Origin of the sequence: Psychrobacillus glaciei (genome assembly GCF_008973485.1) — a bacterium.
GTDB lineage: Bacteria > Bacillota > Bacilli > Bacillales_A > Planococcaceae > Psychrobacillus > Psychrobacillus glaciei.
In genome coordinates, this window is the sequence record NZ_CP031223.1 from 1,168,369 (window position 1) to 1,194,143 (window position 25,775).

16 protein-coding genes and 1 riboswitch are annotated in these 25,775 nt (G+C 34.8%); of the genes, 11 read left to right on the top strand and 5 right to left on the bottom strand.

Annotation, left to right across the window (positions count from 1 at the left end; translation table 11 throughout):
- Positions 1-35 precede the first annotated feature (35 nt).
- The 3 genes from PB01_RS05215 to PB01_RS05225 all read left to right on the top strand — a co-directional run bounded on the left by PB01_RS05215 (position 36) and on the right by PB01_RS05225 (position 5,650).
- Positions 36-1,706, top strand: a complete 1,671-nt coding sequence (locus tag PB01_RS05215) for a hypothetical protein (protein WP_151699213.1) — start codon at positions 36-38, stop codon at positions 1,704-1,706.
- A 20-nt stretch (positions 1,707-1,726) separates the two neighbouring features.
- Positions 1,727-2,401, top strand: coding sequence for a DUF2642 domain-containing protein (locus PB01_RS05220; RefSeq protein ID WP_151699214.1), 675 nt, complete (start codon positions 1,727-1,729; stop codon positions 2,399-2,401).
- 1,890 nt (positions 2,402-4,291) lie between these two features.
- A complete protein-coding gene (locus tag PB01_RS05225) occupies positions 4,292-5,650 on the top strand; it encodes an arsenic transporter (RefSeq protein ID WP_151699215.1) in 1,359 nt (452 codons plus the stop codon).
- 463 nt (positions 5,651-6,113) lie between these two features.
- Here the strand turns inward: PB01_RS05225 and PB01_RS05230 are convergent, their stop codons facing one another.
- Genes PB01_RS05230 through PB01_RS05240 form a run of 3 tightly spaced genes read right to left on the bottom strand, consistent with a single transcriptional unit; the run spans position 6,114 to position 7,839 of the window.
- Positions 6,114-6,545 carry a GNAT family N-acetyltransferase gene (locus PB01_RS05230; protein ID WP_151699216.1) on the bottom strand — a complete coding sequence of 144 codons (432 nt, stop codon included), beginning with the start codon at positions 6,543-6,545 and terminating at the stop codon, positions 6,114-6,116.
- A gap of 3 nt (positions 6,546-6,548) precedes the next feature.
- Positions 6,549-7,064, bottom strand: a complete 516-nt coding sequence (locus PB01_RS05235; protein WP_151699217.1) for a YjcG family protein — start codon at positions 7,062-7,064, stop codon at positions 6,549-6,551.
- Between the two features lie 52 nt (positions 7,065-7,116).
- Positions 7,117-7,839 carry an alpha/beta hydrolase gene (locus PB01_RS05240; RefSeq protein ID WP_151699218.1) on the bottom strand — a complete coding sequence of 241 codons (723 nt, stop codon included), beginning with the start codon at positions 7,837-7,839 and terminating at the stop codon, positions 7,117-7,119.
- 166 nt (positions 7,840-8,005) lie between these two features.
- Here PB01_RS05240 and PB01_RS05245 point away from each other — a divergent pair, with 166 nt between their 5' ends.
- On the top strand, positions 8,006-8,590 hold the full coding sequence (locus tag PB01_RS05245) for a phosphatidylglycerophosphatase A family protein (protein WP_151699219.1): 585 nt from the start codon (positions 8,006-8,008) through the stop codon (positions 8,588-8,590).
- A gap of 170 nt (positions 8,591-8,760) precedes the next feature.
- Here PB01_RS05245 and PB01_RS20885 read toward each other — a convergent pair whose 3' ends face one another.
- A complete protein-coding gene (locus tag PB01_RS20885; protein WP_192797480.1) occupies positions 8,761-8,904 on the bottom strand; it encodes a hypothetical protein in 144 nt (47 codons plus the stop codon).
- Between the two features lie 323 nt (positions 8,905-9,227).
- Here PB01_RS20885 and PB01_RS05250 point away from each other — a divergent pair, with 323 nt between their 5' ends.
- The 6 genes from PB01_RS05250 (at position 9,228) to PB01_RS05275 (ending at position 20,177) form a co-directional block, all read left to right on the top strand.
- Complete coding sequence (locus tag PB01_RS05250; RefSeq protein WP_151699220.1) at positions 9,228-10,616, top strand: aldehyde dehydrogenase; 1,389 nt, start codon at positions 9,228-9,230, stop codon at positions 10,614-10,616.
- 279 nt (positions 10,617-10,895) lie between these two features.
- Positions 10,896-11,945, top strand: a complete 1,050-nt coding sequence (locus tag PB01_RS05255) for a M42 family metallopeptidase (RefSeq protein WP_151699221.1) — start codon at positions 10,896-10,898, stop codon at positions 11,943-11,945.
- Positions 11,946-12,090: 145 nt separating this feature from the next.
- The gene (locus PB01_RS05260; protein ID WP_151699222.1) at positions 12,091-13,665 is read left to right on the top strand and encodes a peptide chain release factor 3; all 1,575 of its coding nucleotides are present in this window, start codon (positions 12,091-12,093) and stop codon (positions 13,663-13,665) included.
- A gap of 928 nt (positions 13,666-14,593) precedes the next feature.
- On the top strand, positions 14,594-17,671 hold the full coding sequence (locus tag PB01_RS05265) for an efflux RND transporter permease subunit (RefSeq protein WP_151699223.1): 3,078 nt from the start codon (positions 14,594-14,596) through the stop codon (positions 17,669-17,671).
- 114 nt (positions 17,672-17,785) lie between these two features.
- A riboswitch (yybP-ykoY riboswitch) is annotated at positions 17,786-17,882 on the top strand.
- A 65-nt stretch (positions 17,883-17,947) separates the two neighbouring features.
- Entirely contained in the window at positions 17,948-18,715 is a 768-nt protein-coding gene (locus PB01_RS05270; protein ID WP_151699224.1) for a TerC family protein, read from the top strand.
- A gap of 109 nt (positions 18,716-18,824) precedes the next feature.
- Positions 18,825-20,177, top strand: coding sequence for a TrkH family potassium uptake protein (locus tag PB01_RS05275; RefSeq protein WP_151699225.1), 1,353 nt, complete (start codon positions 18,825-18,827; stop codon positions 20,175-20,177).
- Positions 20,178-22,677: 2,500 nt separating this feature from the next.
- Here the strand turns inward: PB01_RS05275 and PB01_RS05280 are convergent.
- Positions 22,678-24,414, bottom strand: a complete 1,737-nt coding sequence (locus PB01_RS05280) for a B12-binding domain-containing radical SAM protein (RefSeq protein WP_151699226.1) — start codon at positions 24,412-24,414, stop codon at positions 22,678-22,680.
- A gap of 222 nt (positions 24,415-24,636) precedes the next feature.
- Here PB01_RS05280 and PB01_RS05285 point away from each other — a divergent pair, with 222 nt between their 5' ends.
- Complete coding sequence (locus PB01_RS05285) at positions 24,637-25,734, top strand: ATP-binding protein (RefSeq protein ID WP_151699227.1); 1,098 nt, start codon at positions 24,637-24,639, stop codon at positions 25,732-25,734.
- The last annotated feature ends 41 nt before the right edge of the window (positions 25,735-25,775 follow it).

The following is a 25,775-nucleotide window of genomic DNA, read 5'->3' on the forward strand; positions in this document are numbered from 1 at the left end:
AAGCGACGAATATTCAAGGAAGGAGGCGCCAGATATTGCTAGTTGAAAACTTAAAGAAAGTATTATATGAACATAAAAAAATGAAAATAGGTATGTATTTAAGTGACAATCAATTTACAGAAGGAATTTTGTTGGATGTTAAACAAGACCACCTTGTTATGGAAGTGAATAAGAAAATAGTATATTTTGCAATGCATTCTATTCAAGCTCTTTCTATAAATGCCAAAGATTTTTGCAAAACTGACAAACTTTGTTCTTATCTCGACAAAAATGACTTAACAGATGTTTTAATAGCCTTAAGGTACAATTGGGTCACCATTAATAGTCTAAGCAAATTTGCACTAAATGGTGTTCTTACTAGCATATTACATGATCACATTGTCTTAATTAATAAAAAGGAACTACTCTACATTCCTAAACCATATATATCCAATATTTACAGTGAGTTAACTAGAGCAGATATGACCTATTTAAATAATAAAGAGCAATTAATACTCCAAGAACTATATAAATCAAATATAAGTAAAGGATTAGTAGAAATAAAAGAACCCAATTTGGAAAGTAATCAAGAAAAAGTTAATCAAGAATACTGTATTTTTGAGCATGAGAAGCTAACCGAACAGTCCAACTTGGATAAAATGGGGGAAATAAAAGCTTATCCGTTAGAGAAGCTTGATGAAGATGATTTTATAGAAAAAAGAAATAACTTTGAATCAGCTAATAGTTCACAAATTACAGTGATGCCCTTAGAATCAAATCAAAACCCTAATAGCATAAAAGACCTCATTTTACTCGAGAGAAATGAAGAAACAACTGAACAACAAAACTACTCTAAGGAAATGGAAACAGAATACCTTCAGCAAGATGAGCTAACTATTGTTAATAATCTTGAAATCACAATCAGCAATGAAGTGGAAAATAATGTTGGATCTCTTATTTTGGAAGGTCCGAATGAAATAATACAGGAAGTTGGAAATGGTAAAAATAAACGTTTAAAGCTTTATCCAAAGTCCAAAATTAAAATAAAATCAAATTTACTTCAACAAAATTCTTTAGAGCAAGTAGAAAAAAGTATAATAAAAATTGATAATGTAGAAAACTCGAAGATTTTAAAGGGAGATCCATTAACAAGAACGAATACCCCCCTAAAGCAGAATCACAAAAAAACACTATTAACTGCATGGAGTGCTTTAAATAGTGACCAATCTACAATTACTATTCCCAAAAAATCCAAAACTAAATCTAAACATCTAAATAGTAATAGAATGTCAGATAGTCTGGAAATTCAAACTGAACTAGTTCATACATTATCTCCTAAAAGTAACATTACGGATAAACGAATTAATAAAGCAGCTTTTGAGGCAATGGATGAAAAAAACATTCTGGCTGAAAAAAAAAACTTTCTTAAACTTGCAAAACCATTAAGTCCAAAAGAAGAAAAAGCATTGTTAGAGAAACAGTATTTTGCATTAATGAACTATGCTGCAAAAAAAGTTCAAAAATCAATTAGGTTGGAGCAGCAACCTGAACTAAGTAATTCTTTGAATAATAATAGAGAACTTAGTGAGCAATCTAAATTACTAGAAACATCCACAATGCGTCGTTCAATAAACCAAAAAGTAGAAGATGAATTGATGGAAAAACAATACTATTCTTTAATGAAACATGCGGCAAAGATGTATCATCAAGTAAGAGACCATCAATAGAAATGTAAGGAGATGTGATCTTGAATAAAATTATTCAAAGTCTTATGAAGGAAATAGTTCAAATAGAGGTTTCGGGAAAGAATCAGATTAATGGAACAGTTATTGATTTAGGAAGTGACATAATGGTACTTTTTAATGGTGAAGATTTTATGTACATCCCTATAAAACATGTACATGGCTTTAGAGTCGGTCGTAACAATGAATACGATATTCAATACCCCACAGAGTTCCCAAGTATAATTGCAGATGAAAATAATCAAGAATTATCTATAATAGAAGTTCTTAATCAAGCTAAAGGAAATTATGTTGAACTATTCGTAACAAACGATAAACCACTTCATGGATATATAAAGCAGATAATGAGTAACTATTTTGAATTTTTTTCTCCTATATATAAGACGATGTATATTTCTATGAGTCATTTGAAGTGGCTAATTCCCTATAGGCAAAATGAAAGTCCTTATGAATTAGGCGACAAAAAGTTGTTACAAACAAGTAATGACTCATTAGCTAGCTCATTTGAAACACATGTTGAAAATCTAAAAGATAAAATTGTTGTATTAAATATTGGAAGTAATAATAGTAAAATAGGTAAAATAAAAGATGTGCAACAACAAATTGTTGAGATTCAACCAGCAAGAACACAATCGATTTATATAAATTTAGATCATATTCAAACATTACATCAAGTATAATTTGATATTTTAATAGTGGAAGCATGAAATACTTCATGCTTCTTGAAAAGATCTTAAAACAAAATACATAAAACCTCCTGTCATTTAGGGAATGTATATATAGTCAGTATGGTATTATCTTTTCTCTACACATTTCGTGATGGCGTTAGATAATCCACAACAGGATTGAAAAAGGGTTGTGAAGTGACTTAGTCACATCATGATCCTTTTGAATTCTAGCGGTAATAGTGTAGCCAATGTTTTGTCCAAAGCGCTTTGGAAATAGTAAAGACAAGATGCACTTAAAGGGAGCTTGCAGTTTTCTTAAAGAATAAGAAAGTATATAAATTTGTGAGCCATGAATAGGTTGATTTTTGCTGCAGTCGGACGCTTTCGGTGTGGTGAGCGATAAGCCATCACCGCCGCATTTGCGTCGTTTGTGATGGCTCATCTGTCTCACTCATGCGGCCACTGAAAAAGTGACTAAATATTTGAATTTGAAAATACAGAATATTGTTACCCCCACTTTCATTGGTAAAACCTTAATAATAAGCAGAATCACCCCCATTTTAGTAGCTAAAAATAGAACTTTTTTAGGAATGAGTTTTTATGAAATTTTCATTTTCGGGAAAATTGGACTTTTTCAGTGGCCTCTCACTCATCGCACTGGAGTCGCCGCCTTCCGCCTCAATCAACTGAGTAAATAAAAAGACAATTTGCTAGGTTGAAATAATGAACGGTTGCTTATAAAGAGCGTATAGACGGAGTTGGTGGAATCTTGAAAAAAAAGATAGCACATATTGAAAAAGAAGCGCTGAGCGGACGAAATTGTATCTTCGGACGCTTTTAAAAGAATAGGAAAGGATTTATTCTCTCATTAACCAAAACAAATGCATTATATCTTTACATTTTTCAAGAAGGCGACGGACAAACAACCGCCACAAGATTACAGAAAAAAGTGGATGGAGAAGTGACGCAGTCACTTCTCCATCCACAGAAATTCCTATGGTAATAGTGTAGCCGATGTTTCGTCCAAAGCACTCTGGGAATTGAGAAGACAAAATGCACTTAAAGGACGCTTGCGTTTTTCTTAAAAGATAAGAAAGTATATGGATTATCGTCCTGCTAAACGAGTGTTCATAGTACTTTAAAGAATTAAATAGTACCGCGGATTTCCTTTTCAGGTGTACGCGTTCAGCGGGGGCGCCGCATTCGCGTCGTTGTGATGGCTCATCTGTCTCAGAGGAACGAAGGGTAAGAGCGCCACATCGTGTGGCAACGCCTTCGTTACCAACATCCTGTCGGCCACCATCAGGTGTCGCCACCTTTCACTACAATCCATTAAGTGAGTAGTTCCTAGTAAGAAAGTATATGAAATTGATATACTAGAAATCCAGTATTCACAACGACTTGAAGTGATTTTAATGGTGTCTTCCTTAAACGGGATGTCCTATATATTTTTACTTTTATCGTACACAGTATACATAAATCAGCGGGTAGATGATTAGAATTGGTGGAACCTGAAAAAATAGTTAGCATTCATTGATAAAGAAGCGCTGAGCGGACGAAATTTCATCTTCGTCCGCTTTTAAAAGAGTAGGTAAGGATCTATTCCCTCATTAACAAAACATTATGCACCATGTCTTTAAATATTCCAAGAGGGCGACGGACAAACACCGCGACAAGATTACTCTATCGGTAATAGTGTAGCCAATGTTTCGTCCAAAGCACTCTTGAAATAGAAAAGACAAGATGTACTTAAAGGGCGCTTTCGTTCTTCTTAAGAAATAATATTAGAAAATAATGAAATTTTTTTATGTATATGGACATACACCTCGATTCATTTAAAGAGAAGTGAATATACATACAGAGAAACGGACAAACATAAAAAGGAGAGGAAATGGTATATGTATGAGTTTTCAGATTGGGGTCGCCAGTTTGGTGTTTCTAACGACTATGTTAGTCATATTTTGGAGACCTAGAGGAGTTAATGAGGCATGGCCTGCATCAATAGGTGCAGTGATTATCTTATTAGTAGGGATTGTATCACTAAATGACGTTATAGATATCATTAGTAAAATCGGTGGGGCTTCCATCACCATTATGGCAACTGTTGTAATGGCTGTTATATTAGAAAGTTTTGGTTTTTTCAACTGGGCAGCTGCAAGAATAGTGATTTTGTCAAAAGGTTCTGGTCACCGACTTTATTGGTATATCCAGTTATTATGCTTTTCTATGACATTATTATTTAATAACGATGGAAGTATTTTAATAACAACTCCAATTTTAATAATGCTTCTTAAAAATATGCGTATAAAACCCCATGAACAAATCCCCTATTTGTTAAGTGGCGCACTAATTGCGACCGCTTCTAGTGCACCAATTGGTGTCAGTAATTTAGTTAACTTGATAGCTTTAAAGATTGTAGATATGTCACTTTGGATGCATACAGCAATGATCTTCGTTCCCGCAACGCTAGGATTATTGTTTATGTCGTACTTGATGTATATCGTTGTACAGAAAAAACTACCAAAAACACTTCCAGATTCAGTCCTAGATATTGAGGAATCTTTTTTTATAAAAAATTTTCATCCATTAAAGACGAAAATATCCGTTGAAACAAAACGAAAACGAACAAAATTTATGTTAAAGATATTACTGTTCGTCTTTGTCATACGAAGTCTGCTTTTTGTCGCTTCATATGTAAATATTCCAATTGAAATGGTTGCAGTATTTGGGTCGCTAGTTCTACTATTTTGGAGATGGTATCATTTACGGACTAACCCGGTAGATATATTGAAGAAGACTCCTTGGCACATTCTAATTTTTGCTTTCTCTATGTATGTAATTATTTATGGGTTGCATAATGTAGGTCTTACCGCATTGTTAGTTCAAATGTTTGAACCAATTGTAAACCAAGGATTATTTCAAGCAAGTTTTATCATGGGAGGTTTAGTTTCAGTACTTTCTAACTTATTTAATAACCATCCAGCATTAATGATTGGGACGATTACTTTAACAAAAATGGGATTAGATCCAATTACATTAAAGACTATCTATCTCGCAAACATTATAGGGAGCGACATGGGATCATTGTTATTACCTATTGGTACACTTGCTTCCCTTATTTGGATGCATATCCTAAGAAAAAATAAGATAAAAATTACTTGGAAAGACTATTTAAGCGTAACTATAATCGTCATACCAATAGCAACAATTGTAACACTGACATTGTTATACTTTTGGGTACAATTAGTTTTTGCCAATTAAAATAATAAAAAGTTATAATTAATAAAGTTAATTATGAGATATAGAATGGCAGGGAATCTATCAAACAAGTTGATTTCCTGCATCCCTATATATTACATGGTAAATGCCATTAAACTTCATCCTCTAATGGTCATGCGAATAATATAAAAAATAACAAAAAGATCCATTTTTCCTCATTAACAAAAAAATCGTCAACTTGTTACATAGAAATATCTAAAGTAGGTCTGTTTAAATCGTTCCCTGTATGTATATGTTGTTCTAATACGAAATGATACAATTTTATTTTCATCTTTTATTTCTGCAGAAATTCATACGAAACAGAGATGATTTTACACTTAAATCACTTATTTTTTCTATGGTTTAACTGTCTCTTGTTTACCAAGCAAAAAACCATAAACCAAGTAACTTCTATTTTCACAGAACAAAAGAGATGATTTTTATTAAATCATCTCTTTTGTTTCATTTAACTGAATAACTTTTCCATAGCCCGATGAGGAATACCTGCTTCTAAAAACTCAGGCGAAGTAATCGAATAACTTCTTTTTTCATAAAATGGAACAGCATGACTCTGCGAATTTAATTTAAGCTTATGGTAGCCGTTTGAATGGGCATAATCTTCCATACATTGCATCATTAAGTTGCCCAACTTTTTACCTCGATATTCGGGAAGAATACATACACGTTCTATTTTCCCAACATTAGGTTCTGCTGTTCGAATTCTTCCAGCTCCAAAAGGAATTTCATCATCATAAGCAACAAAATGAATCGCGTTTTGATCATGTTCATCCAATTCTAGATGAATCGGCACATCTTGTTCTTCTACAAAAACTTTTCTTCTAATAAATATAGCGTCTTGATACTCATTATCTGTTTCCACGATCTTTGCATTAACCAATTATTACTCAGCTCCAGACAATCTAAAAGTTTCGTAAACAGTCCAAGAACCATCTTCTAATTGATAAAGCATATGAAGGCGATCAATTTCTTCTTCAAATTCCGCACCAATCATTTTTAACTGTGGATAAATATCATCGTGTTCACTAGAATTCATTTTTTGGGCAATTGTTATATGGGGTACAAATGCATAGTCTTCTGTATCATTTATCTCTATTGCATTTAAGTCGCCACGTAAAGCTAACAATTCTTCTGTTGGTTCTACTTTAAAATATATTGCATTTGTGACAGGAGCAAAAGAACTTACTTTAGCAGTCTTTAATGTAAATGGTTTATGCCCCTTCACAACTTCTGCAATTTTTTCCGCAATTGGTTTGATTTCATTTTCATCTGCTTCAAATACACCTTTAACCGTCATATGTGGTGTTATTAATGAGTAGTGTGGGTCATAACGCTTTCTGTAGGAATTAGCAAAATCCTGTACTTTTTTAGAAGGGAAAGCAACAATACCGTATTTCATTTTTCATTACCTCCTCGTATTTTTATAACAGATCACATGAACATTATACCATTTATATGCCGAAATTGTTTTTAAGTGATCTTTTCATATCTGGTTGCCAAAGCTTCCATGTGTGCTCTCCATTTAATTCGTCATAAAAGGTCGTAAACCCTTTTTTTAATATTAATTTATGCAAAACTCTATTCGGAGTGATAAAGTCTGTTACTAATCCATCTCCAGTTAAAACGGAGGTCTCCTCTTTACCTATAACATGATATATAGAGAATGCATGTACATCTTTATGATTTTCCACTTGAGACAAAACGTATTCATTCACAAGTGGAGAATGTAAAATTATTTTTCCAAATGTATTAGGATATTGGAGCGCAGTTAATAAGGATACTGTCGCAGCAAGAGAGTCCCCAATTAATGCTCTTCCCATACCGATTTGGTATGTTGGATAATTGGCATCTATGTATGGAACAAGTTCTTGTGCCAAGAACCTTATATATGCTTGATGTTTTTGGCCATCTGGATGATACTTTTCTCTTCTATCTTTTACATTTTTATATGGAACTCCAACAATTATTACGTTCTCTATTTCCTTTTGATCATATAACTCATCAGCAACACGAGAAATTCTCCCTAGTTGAAAATAATCTTTTCCATCATTTGCAATAAGTACGGTGTATTTATAAAGTGGGGAATAATTTGGTGGTAAGTAAATAAGTAGCTGCATTTCTTCTTGAAGTGCATCGCTAAAAAGCGTCATATCTTGTACAATTCCTCGGTTCATATAGTTCCTCCTAAAAAGTAATCATGTTGTATAGAAATTGTAACATATACATGATCAGAGGTATAATGAACAACAAACAAGCATTCAAAAGTGTCTGTTATTCTCGACATTCTTTCGTAAGAATAAGGTCCTTGTAAACAAATAGTGAGATAAAGGGGATTATTTAATGGATAGACAAACATCAAGAGTCCACTCTAGAACGGTAGAGAAAGCTGCGAATGATGCGTTACTTCGGAGAGGGGTTACGTTAGACGAAATTGCTAAAATCGTCTTTCAGATGCAAATACCGTACAATAAAGGGCTAACCATGGAACATTGCGTCGAATCGATTAAAAGTGTATTGAAAAAAAGAGAGATGCAGCATGCGATTCTCGTTGGGGTAGAATTAGATGAGCTTGCAGAAAAAAAGTTATTATCAGAACCACTGCAACAAATCGTAGAAGCAGATGAAGGATTGTTTGGTGTAGATGAAACAATCGCTCTGGGCTCCGTGTATACGTATGGAAGTATTGCCGTAACTACATTTGGTCACCTGGATAAAAATAAAATAGGTATCATTTCAAAATTAGATACAAAATCCGGCGGTGGAGTTCATACTTTTCTAGATGATTTAGTAGGAAGCATTGCCGCTTGTGCTGCTTCTCGACTAGCTCATCGTACAAGAGATCTAGAAGAAGCAAATGAAACATTTGAAGACATTGCTCCAGAAGAAACTGCTCCAGAAACAAATATTAAAGGTGTTCGTATGTAATTTGAAAAAATAAGTGAAACCCCAAGCTTTATCATCAACTTGGGGTTTTTTATTTATGATTTACATACCGTGTAAAAAAGTGATTTTAGAAAAAGTCATAATACTTATGAATGAAAAAATCAGCCTTCCTAATATGTTAAGGAAAAGCTGATTTTACGTAGAAAAATTATTCAATTATTACTCTCCATTTCGTCTTGGACTTCTTTAAAATATAAAAAGGATTCTTCTTCCAATTCTGATAACCGTTCTTTGTTTATTCCCATTGCAAATGCACCCGTAAAAATTGTTTCCCACCATGTTGCTGTTTCTGTCATCTTCATTTCCTCCTTTAAAATCTCTTTGTCCATTTGACCAATATATACCCTGCCAAGTTTCGATCCTAAACTTATGTTCAGAAAAATGAATCGAATATCACATGTTGTATGCAAGACTTATAGACTAATGTATTGGAAGTGTAAGAAATGATTTTCTCTCTACATAAAGAGTATTTCCACATTTCCTATCTTTCATGTATTATTAAAAAAAATCATTTTGATTAAGCATGTAAGAATCTTTCTTTCGTTAGAAAAAAATAGTATGATTCTTTAAATAAGGTTAATTCTTTTTTTTACTTGATTAATGAAAAGGAGATGTTTTTTTGAATGTTACATCACAACAAATAGAGCGTATGATTGAGGAACTTCAAACCTTTTTTTATTCTGGAATCACTAAAACACCTCAGTTTCGAATAGATCAGCTAAACAAGTTAAAGATCACTATTAAGAAATATGAAAAAGAAGTTATTGAAGCACTTTCTAATGATTTACGAAAAAGCGAATTCGAAGCATATACAACGGAAATTGGTCTTCTATATGACAATATATCTTTTATGGCAAAAAATCTAGAAAAATGGATGGAGCCAAAACAGGTTAAGACGCCAATTGCTTTAATGCCTTCCAAAAGTTTTATCGTTAACGATTCATACGGGACTGTTTTAATCGTAGGACCGTTTAACTATCCTTTTCAACTCGTGATGGAACCACTTCTAGGAGCTATCATAGGGGGAAATTGTGCTGTAATAAAACCTTCTGAAGCAACGCCACATACTTCTCAAATTGTGAAGAGAATAATTGAAGAAACATTTGACCCGAGATATATTCGAGTAATAGATGGTGAAAAGGAAGTAACATCGCTTTTAATCCATGCACCATTTGATTTTATCTTTTTCACTGGAAGCGTAAATGTCGGCAAAATTGTGATGCGTGCTGCAGCTGAGCGATTGACGCCGATAGCACTTGAACTTGGTGGGAAAAGCCCGGCTATTGTAGATCATACAGCTAACTTAGAAGTAGCTGCAAAGCGGATTGCATGGGGGAAACTGGTGAATGCAGGTCAAACTTGTGTTGCTCCAGACTATGTATTAGTAGAAGAAACGATAAAAGAGGAATTTGTCGAGCTATTGAAACAAACGATTCATACGTTTTTTGGAAAAACAATTCAAGCTAGTGGAGACCTAGGAAGGATTGTGAATGAAAATCAGTTCGATCGTCTGAAAAGAATTCTAGATTTAGAAAAAGATCATATTGTTTTTGGAGGACGTACAGATAGAAGTGATTTATATATTGAACCAACCTTATTGGAGGGGGTAAGTTTCTCAAGCCCGTCAATGGAAGATGAAATTTTTGGACCTATATTACCAATCATTTCGTATACTGACTTACCAACCATTATTCGGCAAATTCGTAGATTACCTAAACCTCTTGCTGCCTATATGTTTAGTGAGCACGAAAGAGCCCAAAATTATTTCTTGGAAGAGTTTTCATTTGGTGGAGGTTGTATAAACGATACAATTTCTCATGTGGGAAGCGCATTTTTACCCTTTGGAGGAGTAGGTAATTCAGGAACTCGTGCCTATCACGGGGAAGCAAGTTTCACTTTATTTACGCATCAAAAATCTATTATGAAAAAGAGTACGAAGTTATCGGTAAATATTATTTTTCCACCATATAGAAACAAAGTGAAGCTTGTTAGAAGTCTTCTTAAGTAAAAATCGGGTACGGAAAAGACACTGACTTCCTCCGGCGAACCAACGAGCCTCCTTCGCTATATTTCTTGTATGTCTCGTTGGTCTTTTCCTCCGCAGGAGACTTATATCTTTTTCCTTTATCTATTAATCAAGAAGTATTTTGCGAAGCTATCCTTCAACCTAGAGTTAGTCTCAATTGTCACCAAAATTTTGGCGGACACATAGGGATGCAAATCTAAGTTCTATAAGAAAAAAATTATTTTTGGTAAGATATAGAGGTACATAAAAGGAGGAAGTAAAGTGTCATTTACTTTTAATAAAGAAGAGACTGTTTCATTGTTAAAGCAATTAGTTGAAATACCTAGTCCATCTGGTTACACAAAAGAAATTATGGATTTTATGGAGAATATTTTACTCGATTTACAAGTATCATTTAAACGCACGAACAAAGGGGCATTAATTGCTACTATTAAAGGGGAAAATGATGTAACCCATCGTTTACTTACAGCTCACACAGATACACTTGGTGCAATGGTAAAAGAAGTAAAAGCAAGCGGAAGGTTAAAACTTACTATGGTCGGCGGATTTAATTGGAATGCAGTTGAAGGGGAATACTGCACCATACATACTGCTAACGGTAAAAAGATCCGAGGAACTATTCTTATGCATCAAACAACTGTTCATGTCTACAAAAATGCAAGTGGTCTGGCAAGAGATGAGCAAAATATCGAAGTTCGCGTGGATGAAAAAGTAACGAATGCTGAGGGAACACGTTTTTTAGGTATTGAAGTGGGAGACTTTGTATCTTTTGATCCGCGCTTTGAAGAAACGGAAACTGGTTTTATTAAATCCCGTCATTTAGATGATAAAGCAAGTACAACATTATTGCTTCAATTAATTAAGACAATAAAAGAAAATAAAATTCTTCTTCCAAATACAACTCATTTCTATATTTCGAATAATGAAGAAATCGGCTATGGTGGAAATTCGAATGTTCCAGAACAAGTAATGGAATATATTGCAGTAGATATGGGCGCAATAGGAGACGGACAAACATCCGACGAATATACCGTTTCTATTTGTGCAAAAGATTCTTCGGGACCATACCATTACGAGCTTACTCGTCAATTAGTAGAACTTGCAAAAAAAGAAAATATCGATTACAAATTAGACATATATCCGTTCTATGGTTCTGATGCATCAGCTGCTATTCGAGCAGGTTACGATGTAAAACATGGTTTATTTGGACCAGGAATTGAAGCTTCCCATGCATATGAACGGACGCATATTGATTCGTTGGAACAAACAGCTAAACTTTTGTATGCTTATGTAAATTCAAAAATGGTATAAACAAACTTTAATAAAAACTAGTAGAATCAGCAGCCGCTTCTGTGATTTATTTCGTTAGAAAACGGTAAGCTGGTTCTTTTTTACTTGTATTTTCGTGCACAAATCCATATGATAAAAAGGTAAATAAGAAGGAGATACAAAATATATGGACTTAAATTTAACAGATGAAATATTAAAAAGAAGAACCTTTGCAATCATTTCCCATCCCGATGCTGGTAAAACAACTATTACAGAAAAGCTTTTATATTTTGGTGGGGCCATTCGTGATGCAGGAACAGTAAAAGGGAAAAAATCCGGGAAATTTGCAACATCGGATTGGATGGAAATCGAAAAGCAACGTGGTATCTCGGTTACCTCTTCTGTCATGCAATTTGATTTTAACGATTGTCGCATTAACATTTTAGATACTCCTGGGCATCAGGATTTCAGTGAAGATACGTATCGAACATTAATGGCTGTAGATAGCGCAGTCATGATTGTTGATGCAGCAAAAGGGATTGAAGCACAAACATTAAAACTATTTAAAGTTTGTCGCATGCGAGGAATTCCTATTTTCACGTTTATAAATAAACTTGACCGTCAAGGGAAAGAACCATTGGAACTAATGGAAGAGTTAGAAGAAGTCCTTGGGATTCAATCTTATGCGATGAACTGGCCAATTGGTATGGGGAAAGAATTCTTAGGAATTTATGATCGCTTTAATAAGCGAATCGAACAATTCCGTGTAGAAGAATCCGATAAATATCTTCCTATTGATGAAAATGGAGAACTTGCTGTGGATCATTCGATGAAACAAACTTCCTATTATACACAAGCAATGGAAGACATCCTACTTTTAAATGAAGCAGGAAATAATTTCGATAAAGAAAAAGTACTTTCAGGAGATTTAACTCCTGTCTTCTTTGGTAGTGCGTTAACCAATTTCGGTGTGCAAACTTTTTTAGAAACCTATTTACAATTTGCTCCTACACCACAACCTCGTAACACAGATATTGGAGAGGAAGTAAGTCCATTGAATGAAGAATTCTCTGGCTTTATCTTTAAAATTCAAGCGAATATGAATCCTGCACACCGCGATCGTATTGCCTTTGTCCGTATCGTATCTGGTAAATTTGAAAGAGGTATGAATATCACACTCGCTCGTACTGGAAAAAATTTCAAAGTTACACAGTCAACACAGTTTTTAGCAGATGACCGTGAAACGGTTGATGTGGCAGTTGCAGGCGATATTATTGGTCTTTATGATGTGGGGAATTATCAAATTGGCGATACAGTAGTTGGAGGAAAGAAAGCATTTAATTATGAGAAGTTACCTCAATTTACTCCAGAACTATTTGTGAAGGTAACTGCTAAAAACGTATTGAAATCAAAGCATTTCCATAAAGGTATCTTGCAATTAGTACAAGAAGGTGCGATCCAGTATTATAAAACACTTCATACGGAAGAAGTTATTTTGGGAGCAGTTGGCCAACTTCAATTTGAAGTGTTTGAGCACCGGATGAAAAGTGAATACAATGTAGATGTACGAATGGAGCCAATCGGTTCGAAAGTAGCTCGATGGATTGAAAATGAAGAAGAGGTAAAAGAATCGATGACTGGTCCAAGAAGTATGCTCGTGCGAGATCGTTACGATAATTATGTTTTCTTATTTGAGAATGAGTTTGCAACAAGATGGTTCCAAGATAAGTATGAGCATATTAAATTATACAATCTTCTATAATATGGGAGGCCGCCTTTTAAATAAGGTGGTCTTTTTTTTTAGATTAAGCAAGTATATAGATTTTCCTCTTGCGAAACCAGTTTCATAGTACTTTAATGAAAAAATAATACCGAGGATTTACGTTTCAAGTGGACGCTTTCCGCGAGGGTGCAGCATTCGCGTCGCTTGTGATGGCTCTTCTATCTCCGAGGAACGAAGGCTAAGTACGCCACATCGTGTGGCAACGCCTTCGTGACCACCATCCTGTTGGCCGCCGTCTGGAGTCGCCACCTTTCACTACAATCGATTAAGTGAGTAGTACCAACAACAAGATTTTGTCTAGTTACAGCTAAGAATCTAGTAATAGTAAGGCTTCATAATATATTTTCAGGAGCTTGATCATGATTGTTTTTTCTTTTACCGTTCACAGTATATATGAATTAGTGGGTGTATGATTAGAGTAGGCGGTACTAGAGCAAAATAGAGAGTATCCAATGATAAAGAAGCGCTGAGCGGACGAAATTGCATCTTCGTCCGCTTTTAGAAGAATAGGAAAGTACTTAATCTCTCATTAACCAAACCTAATGCACCATATCTCTACAAATTTCAAGAGGGCGACGGACAAACATCAGCCACAAGATTACTGAAAAAAATGGATAGTGAAGTGACGCAGTCACTTCACTATCCAAAACTTTAATGGTAACAGTGTAGCCAATGTTTCATCCAAAGCACTCTAGAAATAGAAAAGACCAAGTGCACTTAAGGAAGGTTATTTCTTCCTTAAAGTGTAAGATTGATTCAAATCGTAAAATAGACTCTGCGAATCGCAAAATCCAAGCCCAAATCGCAAGATCGCACACCAGAATGGCAAGATCTTTATTTAATAATTTGAACTCTTCCTTTTTTGGGCATATGATAGTAGTAGCAAATATAAAGGTGGTCCCCGAAAATGAAAATAAGTGATTTCTCCATAAAAAGGCCTGTATTCACAACCGTGATCATGTTTTTAATCATTATCCTCGGTGGGGTTTCCTTTTTTAAAATTCCGATTACATTAATACCGGACTTAAATCCTCCAATTGCGGTAGTCGTTTCAAGTTATCCTGGCGCAAGCCCAGTTGAAGTAAATGAAAAAATTACCAAGCCACTCGAAAATTCCTTAAGTACATTACCTGGTATTAAATCCATTAATAGTACATCCCAAGAAGGAGCAAATTTTATATTATTGGAATTTGAGTGGTCCACAAATATGGATGATGTAGAATCAGACGTCATGCAGAGAATCGACATTACGCCTATGCCTGAAGGAGCCATAAAACCTAAGTTTCTAAAGTTTGATCCAGCTCAATTTCCGGTTATTCAGTTATCGTTAAGTGGCAAAAAAGCAAATGGAGATATTCGATTAATCGCGGAAAAGCTAGAAAAAGAACTAATTAGTACAGAAGGTGTCGCAAGTGTAAATGTATCCGGTGCAATCGTAGAAGAAGTGCAAATCCTGCTTAATCAAAATAAGCTAGAAGAAAAAGGGATAACACAGAGCGATATTGTACAACTCATTCAAGCAAACAATATCTCTCTTCCAGGAAGTCCTATTGAAACAGAAGATAAAAAAACGCTCACCACTAGAATCATTAGCACTCTTACTACGATAGACGATATTAAAAACCTAGTTATTACTGTAAATCCGCTCGATGGAAAAAAAGTGACGATTGCAGATATTGCGACGGTCCAACTTACGGAACCAGAACAAAGTTCAGAAACTAGGGCAAATAGCGAACCCGCTGTATTACTATCAGTTCTTCAAGAATCGAATGCAAATACGGCGAATGTATCCAAAGCATTTAAGGAAGCGTTAGACAAGCAACTGGCAAAAGAAGAGTTTTCCGGTATAAAAGCAGATATATTATTTGACCAAGGAGATTATGTAAGACTAGCGATTAATAATATTGGCTCAACGCTTATAACAGGCGGTATTTTAGCAATGCTTATATTATTTATCTTTTTAAAGGGAATTAAGAGTCCAATTATTATAGGTATTGCTATTCCGTATTCAGTTATTGTGACTTTTGTGTTAATGTTCTTTGCTGGATTCTCTTTAAATATTATGACGCTTGGAGCATTAGCACTAGGAATAGGAATGCTCGTCGATAATTCCATTGTTGTCATTGAAAATATTGAAAGGCATTTAGGATTAGGCAAGAATCCACGAGAAGCAGCTTTTATTGGGACAAAAGAAGTTGTGGGAGCTATTACTGCATCTACTTTAACTACAGTCGCTGTGTTTGTGCCTGTTATATTTCTTTCTGGATTAATTGGACAAATATTCACGGAATTTGCACTAACGATATCGTTTAGTTTATTTGCTTCATTAGTCGTGGCCATTACAGTTATACCAATGATGGCTAGTAGAATGCTGAAGAAGCCAAAAGGTGATCTTGAAGCGAAAAGACGACGTTCGAAAACGTATAATAATTTTGAACGATCCATTAGATGGTCATTATCCCATCGCGCGATAGTTCTTACGATTACAGTTATTTTATTGGCCATTTCAGCGTTTGGTTTACTCCGCACGGGGACGGAATTTTTACCTGCTACAGATGAGGGCTTTGTTACGATTGCAGTAAGACTTGAAAATGGTGCATCTTTTGGAGCAACGAATGAAGTCGTTAAGAATATTGAACAGCAATTGCAAGAAGAAAAAGACGTGGAAGTGTTCGTCAGTTTTGTAGGAGGAAATCAAGAAGGGCAATCGAGAGGGACATCTAAATCTAATATTGCAGAAATATCCGTAAAGCTAGTACCTTTAGATGAACGCAAGCGATCTACATTCACGTTTGTAGATGAAGTCCAACCGAAAGTAATAAAAGTTGCTGGGAAAAATGTAGAAGTGAATTTTAATATGCAGACTGCAGCTGGTTCATCACCTAACTCATTATCGTTCACGCTATCATCTGCTAGTAAAGATAATTTGAATAAAGCGGTACATTCCGTTTCGAAACAAGTGGAAAAAATAAATGGCGTAACTAGTATGAGAAATGATTTAACCGAAAAAATTGATGAAGTGCAAATGACAGTAAAAAAAGATGCCGCAACAGATTATGGGCTTGCCCCCGTACAAATTGCTCAAACGGTTAATAATGTAACACGAGGTGTATTTGCTACTCAAATTATATCCGACCAAGATGATGTCTATGGAGTTTATGTGAAATATGATGAAGCATATCGAAATAGTGTGGAACAATTAAGACAACTAAAATTAAGAACTCCATCTGGTCAGTATATTACATTACAGGATGTAGCGAATATTGAAATTGCAGAAGGACCTCTAACTATTCGAAGAGTAAATCAAGCGAGCGCTGTTACATTCACCTTAAAATATGATTCGCACTATTCTTTAGGTGAAATGTCCGGTTTCGTGGATGCTGCCATTGACAAAGCTAATTTGCCAAAAAATGTGCTCATTTCCTTTGGAGGAGATAGAGAGTTATTGGACAATGCAAAAAATGATATGATATTAGCTATATTATTGGCAGTTGTTTTAGTATACATCGTAATGGCTGCACAATTTGAGTCGTATAAATATCCGTTTGTGATTATGTTCACTGTTCCTCTAATTGCTATTGGAATTTTCATTGGTCTCTTCACGACAAACACATCAATAAGTATTTCAGTAGTAATTGGGATTCTTATCTTAGTAGGTATTGTTGTAAACAATGGAATTGTCTTGGTGGATTATATCAATCAACGAAAAGCGAGTGGTTTGGACTCTTATGAAGCAATAATAACTTCCGTAAGGGATCGCGTTCGTCCAATTTTAATGACTGCTTTAACGACTATTTTAGGACTAGTTCCCCTTGCCTTAGGTTTAGGAGAGGGAACGGAGATTAATCAGCCAATGGGAATTACCGTAGTAGGTGGATTAATTAGTTCTACATTCTTAACTTTATATGTTGTACCTGTTATTTACAGTTTGTTTGATAAAGAAACAAGAAAAAAAGCAGTGTCTAAAAAGTCAGAAGGTATTTGAAATTACATCCAGAATCACCTTTAGAATAAGTCTTTTATATTGCAATTAAAGAGTTCTACTTCTAAAAGTTGAAACAGTATGATATAATGAATAACATAATTAAATAGACTTTTGACATATGTCAAAGGGGAGTAGCTATAGGGAAACCTATTTCATAGTCGTCATTACATGGCTTTTGCCATCGGTTATGATAGTAATTTTACAATTACTTAGCAAGACCTTTGCCTTTAATTAGGCAAGGGTCTTTTTATTTGCAAAAAGGAGGATATTAATTTAATGGAAGCAATATTATTTCAGTATGGATGGGTATTACTTGTTTTAGTTGGATTGGAAGGATTACTTGCAGCGGATAATGCAGTCGTGATGGCGGTAATGGTAAAACATTTACCGAAGGAGAGACAGAAAAAAGCATTATTTTACGGATTAGTTGGAGCTTTTGTATTTAGATTTTTGGCACTTTTTATGATTACATTTCTAGTAAATGTATGGCAAGTTCAGGCTTTGGGTGCTGCATACTTATTATTCATTTCGATTAAACATATTTATGATAAATCGAAAATTAAACCAGAAGATCATCCTGATTTTGACTTAAACACATCAAAAGGATCAAGTTTTTGGTTTACTGTATTAAAAGTAGAGGTAGCGGATATCGCTTTTGCAATTGACTCGATGCTTGCTGCTGTGGCTATAGCAGTTACTTTGCCAGAACTTGGTGAATTACATATAGGGGGCATCAACGGGGGGCAATTCGCAGTAATGTTCTTGGGAGGAGTAATTGGGCTTGTCATTATGCGTTTTGCAGCCCATAAATTTGTTCAATTGCTTGAAAAATATCCTTCATTAGAAACAGCTGCATTCTTAATAGTAGGCTGGGTAGGAGTAAAACTAGCTGTTTTGACACTTTCACATCCAAAAGTTGGTATACTAGATGAGCATTTTCCACACTCAGCTCCTTGGGAAATCACGTTTTGGACGGTTCTATTAGCCATTGCCCTTTTTGGTTATATTTTTGGTGTAATATCAAACAAAAAAGTTTACAAATAGTATTTAAGTGGAAAAGCATAAAAGATAGTTGGTTTTAGCTATCTTTTTATGCTTTTTTTTCTTACAATGAGGGAACAGTCTATACGTTTTCTGAAAGGAAATTATCACCATGATAAAAAAACGACTAAAAACAAAACTAAATAATACCCCAGCCCAAGCGATTGTAACCTATTATTTTATTGCAATCGCAATTTCTGTGATACTACTTCGTTTACCGGGTGTTCATAAGCCTGGAGTTCACGTTAATTTTATCGACAGTTTATTTACTGCGGTAAGTGCTGTAAGTGTCACTGGATTATCATCGATTAATATATCTGAAACATATAGTGTATTTGGATATTTTATGATCATACTTGTACTGCAATTAGGTGGTATTGGAATTATGGCTTTAGGAACTTTTGTTTGGTTAATTTCTGGTAAAAAAATTGGACTTCGTGAACGTCAACTGATCATGGTCGATTATAACCAATCAAATTTATCCGGAGTAGTTAACTTAATTAAAGAAATCGTGAAATTATTATTGTTGATACAGGCAATAGGAGCATTATTATTAACCTTGTACTTTACCCAATATTACGATTCGTTCAAAGAAGCATTGACCCATGGTATCTTTACATCTGTATCTGCTACGACGAATGCGGGATTTGATATTACAGGAGATTCCTTAATTCCTTATCATCATGATTATTTTGTTCAAATTATTACTATTTTTCTCATTATTTTTGGAGCAATCGGGTTTCCTGTCCTAATAGAAGTAAAGGAATTTCTATCGAATAAGAATAAAAATTTTCGTTTTTCTCTATTTACAAGACTTACGACCATTACTTATGCTATTCTTTTAGTTTTTGGAACCATCATGATATATTTACTTGAAATGTTCCATGCATTTAAAGGAATGCCTTGGCATGAAAAGTTCTTTACTGCTTTATTCCATTCCGTTTCTACACGGTCTGCAGGATTAACTACGATAGACGTTACGCAGTTTCATGAAGGAACAAATTTTTTAATGAGTGTGCTCATGTTCATCGGTGCATCCCCAAGTTCAGTAGGTGGAGGAATTAGGACGACGACATTTGCTATTGCTGTCTTATTTCTCATAAACTTTTCGAGAGGAAAAGATAGTGTACAAATCTTCCATCGTGAAGTTCATTTAATCGACATATTTCGCGCCTTTGCAGTAATTATTTTAGCTTTTGCCATGGTATTTATTGCTACTATTTTATTATCAGTTACCGAAACTAATGTACCAATTACTTCCTTAATCTTTGAAATTACATCAGCTTTTGGAACATGTGGGATGTCTCTTGGAATAACTGGGGAACTGTCCGACATAGGGAAAGTGATTATTATGGTTCTAATGTTTATTGGGCGTGTAGGCTTGATTTCATTCTTATATTCAATAGGTGGAAAAAGTAATAAAACAAAATTCCACTACCCTAAAGAACGCGTTATTATTGGTTAAAAAAACCGAGCATTAGGTCCATAATTGGATCTAATGCTCGGTTTTTTAAAAAGATATGAAACTACCATGGAGCACGTAAGCAGGCATCTACCATTAAAAAAATGATTTCAACTTTAAACCGGCGTTATTTTGAGTAAAATTGGATATCCTATTAATTTTAAATATGAATAAAGACGCTGTTTTCATACAAAGTATCACGTCTCTTGATTAACCACCTTATTACATTTTAGTGGAAAAGTTCATAGATACCATTTACATTTACACACTTTTTTTGTATTTACTCTGGACACTTTAGAAATATTGCGACTTAGTAACAGCTAGGATTTCCGCTTTAGGCGGACGCTTTCTGCAGGTGGAGCGATGGAGCCAGCACCGTCGCTTGTGCGGTCTCATCTGTCTCCCAGATCTCTTCGGAATCGCCGCCTGCCGATGAAATCCAGCATATTTGCTAGCTATTCAGTTTTCAATCTTAACTGTATTATCCGAAGTGAAATGCAATAAATGGATGAGCGGGACAAATCACATGATGAACACGACAAATTTCTCATAATAAAGTTTTAACTTAGAGTGAGATGGCACTGATTAATTGCACGCACTCTTAATAACACGTACTAACAAAAAACCTCTATTCTTGTGGCACTTTTTAATATTTAGTTTGAATTTTAGTGCATTTAGTTGGAAAAAAGGGAAGTTTAGTTAAAAAAGAAATTATTATTCTCCTTTTTCTCCGCAATTACCCAACCAGGAAAAACTAGCAAGCTCTAGTGGAGTGTAGCGAAAGGGCAGCCTAAGTGCGCCGCGTCCTGCGGCAACGGCTGCATGACTCACATCCTGTGAGCCCGCGGCAAAATCGACTCCTGTGGGATGAGTGAGACAGATTCCCCATCACATCGTACGCGTAGCGTGGGTGATGGGGCATCGCTCACCCCACGGAAAGCGTCCGCCCTGCAACGAAAATCCTAGCGGTAACTAAGACGCATTATATCTAAAACATAATTTTTTTGGTTAACATTAGTTAATTCACAAACATTATTGGGAATAATTAGATAATCAGCAGATGCGACAAAGTATATGAATTTTCATGGCAGGAATAGATTGACTTCTGCTGCAGGCGGACGCTTTACTGGGGGGCAAGCATCAAGCCGCTTCCTGTGCTCCTGAGGTTACTCGTCGTAAAAAATAATTTCGCTTCGCTCCTTACAGGGTCTTGATTTTCTTGCTAATCCTCTAGGAGTCATCCCCTTCCGCTCCAATCAACAGTACAAATAAGAAAAAAATATGCTTCGTGGAAATAATGAATCGGTACTTTCCATTCTTTATAAATAGGCTAAGTGGAACCTGAAAAAATAGATAGTATCGATTAGTAAAGAAGTGCTGGGCGGATGAAATTGACTCTTCGTCCTCTTTTAAAAGAATAGAAAAGGATTTATTCTCTCATTATCCAAACCTTATGTACCTGGTCTCTATCTATTTCAAGAGGGCGACGGACAAACATCCTCCATAAAGGTCTTCGTTAATAGTGTAGCCATATTTTCGTCCAAAGTACTATGGAATCGATGATGACCAAATGCATATAAAGGCGGTTTCCGCTTTTTTTACAAGATAAGAAAGTAAATGGTTTTTCCTGCTGCTAAACCAGTGTTCATAGTGCTTTAAAGGATTATTTTACCCCGACGGATTTCTGTTTCAGGAGGGCTCTTTCCTCGGGTTGAGCGATGAGGCATCACCGCCGCATTCGCAAGCTTGCGATGGCTCATCTGTCTAACTCATGATGGCGCTGAAAAACAAAAATCAGAAATTAAAGTCACCATTTGAGAAGTATATTTACCTTATAATTAGTCTTACATCCCCACAAACTCCCTAAAAATTGATGTAAATACGGGATATCATTTTTATTTTTTGAATAATAGTGACTTTTTCAGTGGCCTCTCACTCATCCCGATGGAATTGCCACTTTTCACTACAATCCATTAAGTGAGTAGTACCTTATAAAAAAATATGAAATTAATAAACTAGAAATCGAGTATTCACAACGACTTGAAATGCTTTTTAATGGTGACTACCTTACGTAGGAGTTCCTATATGTTTTTACTTTTACCGTCCATAGAATACATGAATATGTGGGTAGATGATTAGAGTTGGTGGAACCTAAAAAAATAGGTAGCATCTATAGATAAAGAAGCGCTGAGCGGACGAAATTGTATCTTCGTCCGCTTTTAAAAGAATAAGAAAGGATTTATTCTCTCATTAACCAAAACAAATGCATTATGTCTTTACATATTTCAAGAAGGCGACGGACAAACAGCCGCCCCAAGATTACCGAAAAAAATAGCTCGTGAAGTGACGCAGTCACTTCACGAGCTAAATTACTACGTTAATAGTGTAGCTGATGTTTCGTCCAAAGCAATCTGGAAATAGTAAAGACAAATGCACTTAAAGGACGCTTGCGTTTTTCTTATAAGAAGAAGTTTTGACCTAATCCAACTAGCACAATTTCCAACTATTTCGCAATAAAAGAAAAATGGGGAGTATTATTTATACCGAAAGTGGAAAGCAAATAGCCTTCTTTTTCTTTAATGATTCCTTGCTTATAAGAATTTATGCAAAGCGATATTGGTGTAATAAATGTTTGCTTATATAATTCACGTTCGTTCAATTGTAATTCAACAAACTCCGTACCCGCAATGGATGGATTCATAACGAGTTGTTTATAAAGATTCGATTGCTCATCTTTGGTCATATCATTTTCCCACCAAGGCTTACGAGGTTGGAATTTTTGTTTGGATAAATAATCGAGTTTCATTACACTTTGAATGATTGGTAACGAAAGGTTTTCAACACTCTCTAAGTAGGAATTCAATCTTGTATATAGATCCTCTAATTGATGTCCAATTTTCGACCAATTTCTTTCTTCCCAGAACGTTCCAAACTGTTGGAAAAAGTCGAAAGGTGTTTCAAATATTTGATCGAATAAATACTCCAGGGTACGATCCATTCGATGTGCATTCCAATACTTTTCTAGCACGTCTTCTACTTGTTTGATACGAAGAATATCATCAAAAGTTAAGACATTATTAGAGAATATTTCATATGGCGCTTGATCGACATAGACATAACCATACTTTTCTGCTTCCACCCGCAACCCGGTGCCTCGTAGTAATTTCAAAAAGCCAAGTTGTAATTCTTCAGGACGCATTTCAAATACTTCATTAAAAGTTCTTCTGAACGAATGATAGTCTTCTTCCGGTAAACCGGCTATCAAATCAAGATGCTGATCTATTTTTCCACCGCTTTTGACCATCGTCACAGTACGTTTTAATTTCTCGAAGTTTTGTCTGCGTTTTACAAGTTCATTCGTCAAATCATTCGTAGATTGTACGCCGATTTCAAAACGAAAAAGCCCTGCAGGAGCATTATCATTCAAAAACTGAATTACTTCTGGACGCATAATATCAGCCGTTATTTCAAATTGAAAAACAACTCCTGGTATATGTTCATCAATTAAAAATTGAAACATTTCCATTGCATAACTTCTACTAATATTAAACGTTCGATCGACAAACTTTATCGTTTTCGCACCATTAGTCATTAAAAAGCGAATATCTTCTTTTACTTTATTTCTATTGAAATATCTTACACCTACTTCAATAGAAGATAGACAAAATTGACAGGAGAATGGGCAGCCACGGCTAGTTTCAATGTAAGCAATACGCTTAGAGAGATTTGGGATATCCTCTTCAAAGCGGTAAGGTGTTGGTGATTCTCTCAAATCTAATTTTGGTGGTAGCGTATTTAGAATAAATTTGTCGTCTTGTACATATGCTACTCCAGGAACATCTTTTAATGATTGCTTATTATGTAAGAAGTTCAATAACTCCTTAAAAGAATGTTCTCCTTCTCCTACGACAATATAATCTATTTCTTTCACTTGTCTTAACCAGACATTTGTATCGTAAGAAACTTCTGGGCCACCTAAAATAATAGTTATGGATGGATCTACCGTCTTTAGCATTTTAATAACCTTTATTGTTTCTTCGATATTCCAAATGTAACAACTAAATCCTACTATTTCAGGCTTTTTCTGATAGAGATCTGCAACAATGTTGAAAGTGGGGTCTTTAATTGTATATTCAGTTATGAGGGGGGAATATTCTGGTTCAGCATATGCCTTTAGACAGCGTAGGGCTAAATTTGTATGAATGAACTTTGCATTTAGTGTTGTTAGTATTATATTCATTTTTAAACTCCTTTTTTACGTATATATATTGTATCAAGGAATAGAGGTGTCGACAATATGGGAAGAAAGAATCATTTCAATCTCAAAATAGATATGAAATAATCAGAATTAACAAACATTTATATCAGTTATTGGAATATTTTCTCTTTTAATTGTTTATTGCGTAAACTCTATTCATTTTATGTCTTTTTATGGAGATGGTTTTTCAAATGCAAGGAGAGGTTGGGTGATGTTGTGCTAGCTGAGTACAAGTATAAGAAAAAGTTTGAACATATTTTTCAATCTTATTCATCTGGGCTTATTTTTATCAATGAAAAAGGGGAAATTTTAGAAGTTAATTCAAAAATAGAAGAAATCTTTCAAACTAAACGAAATGAACTATGTGGTATGAATGCTTTACAGCTTCTCGAAAGTTTAGACGAAAGCTTTGAGAATAAGAAAGCTTTTATACAAACTGTACTTCAGGATGGAAATGCCGAACTATTTAGTGAGTTACAAAATAGCTTAGGCGAACTAAAGTATATACGGATTAGGGTATCAAAACAGAAGGATACTAAACTATACTTAACTGAAATACACGATGAATCTGAAAAGATGACAATGAAAAAAAGATTAGATCATTCAGAATCCCTTAGCACATTGGGACAATTAGCTGCAAGTATTGCGCATGAAATTAGAAATCCAATGACATCCTTAAAAGGTTTTACCCAGTTACTTTACAAAACAGCAAATGAGGATGGTAAAAGATACTTAACAGTTATTAATGATGAAATAAAACGAATGGAAGAAATACTAACAGAATTTTTGGAAGTTTCGAAGCCGACTAATAATAAATTTTATTATTTTGAAGTGAAGGATTTGATTGAAGAAGTTGTAAATTTCATGACTCCCCAGGCAATAATGAACAACATTAATCAAGTGATTACTTTTAGAGTAGATGAAAATCGCAAAATTTTAGGTGATCGAAACTTATTGAAACAAGTTTTTATAAACGCGATAAAAAATGCTATTGAAGCAATGCCAAAGGGTGGCAATATTAGTATAAATGTTATGGAGGATATAAAACATACAGATGATAAGTTCATATGTATTTCAATAGAAGATCAAGGTCATGGAATAGAAGAAAAGAATTTAGAAAAGATATTTGATCCTTTCTTTTCAACAAAAAACGGTGGGACAGGTCTTGGTTTACCACATATTTATAAAGTAATTGAATCGCATGGTGGAACAATCGTTGTGGATAGTTCCGTTGGAAAAGGAACCATATTTAAATTAATACTACCTAGTAAAGTGGAAATTAAGCCTATTTTGACAATATGAATGTTAGACCTTTATAATAGTGGTTAATGTATTATATATAG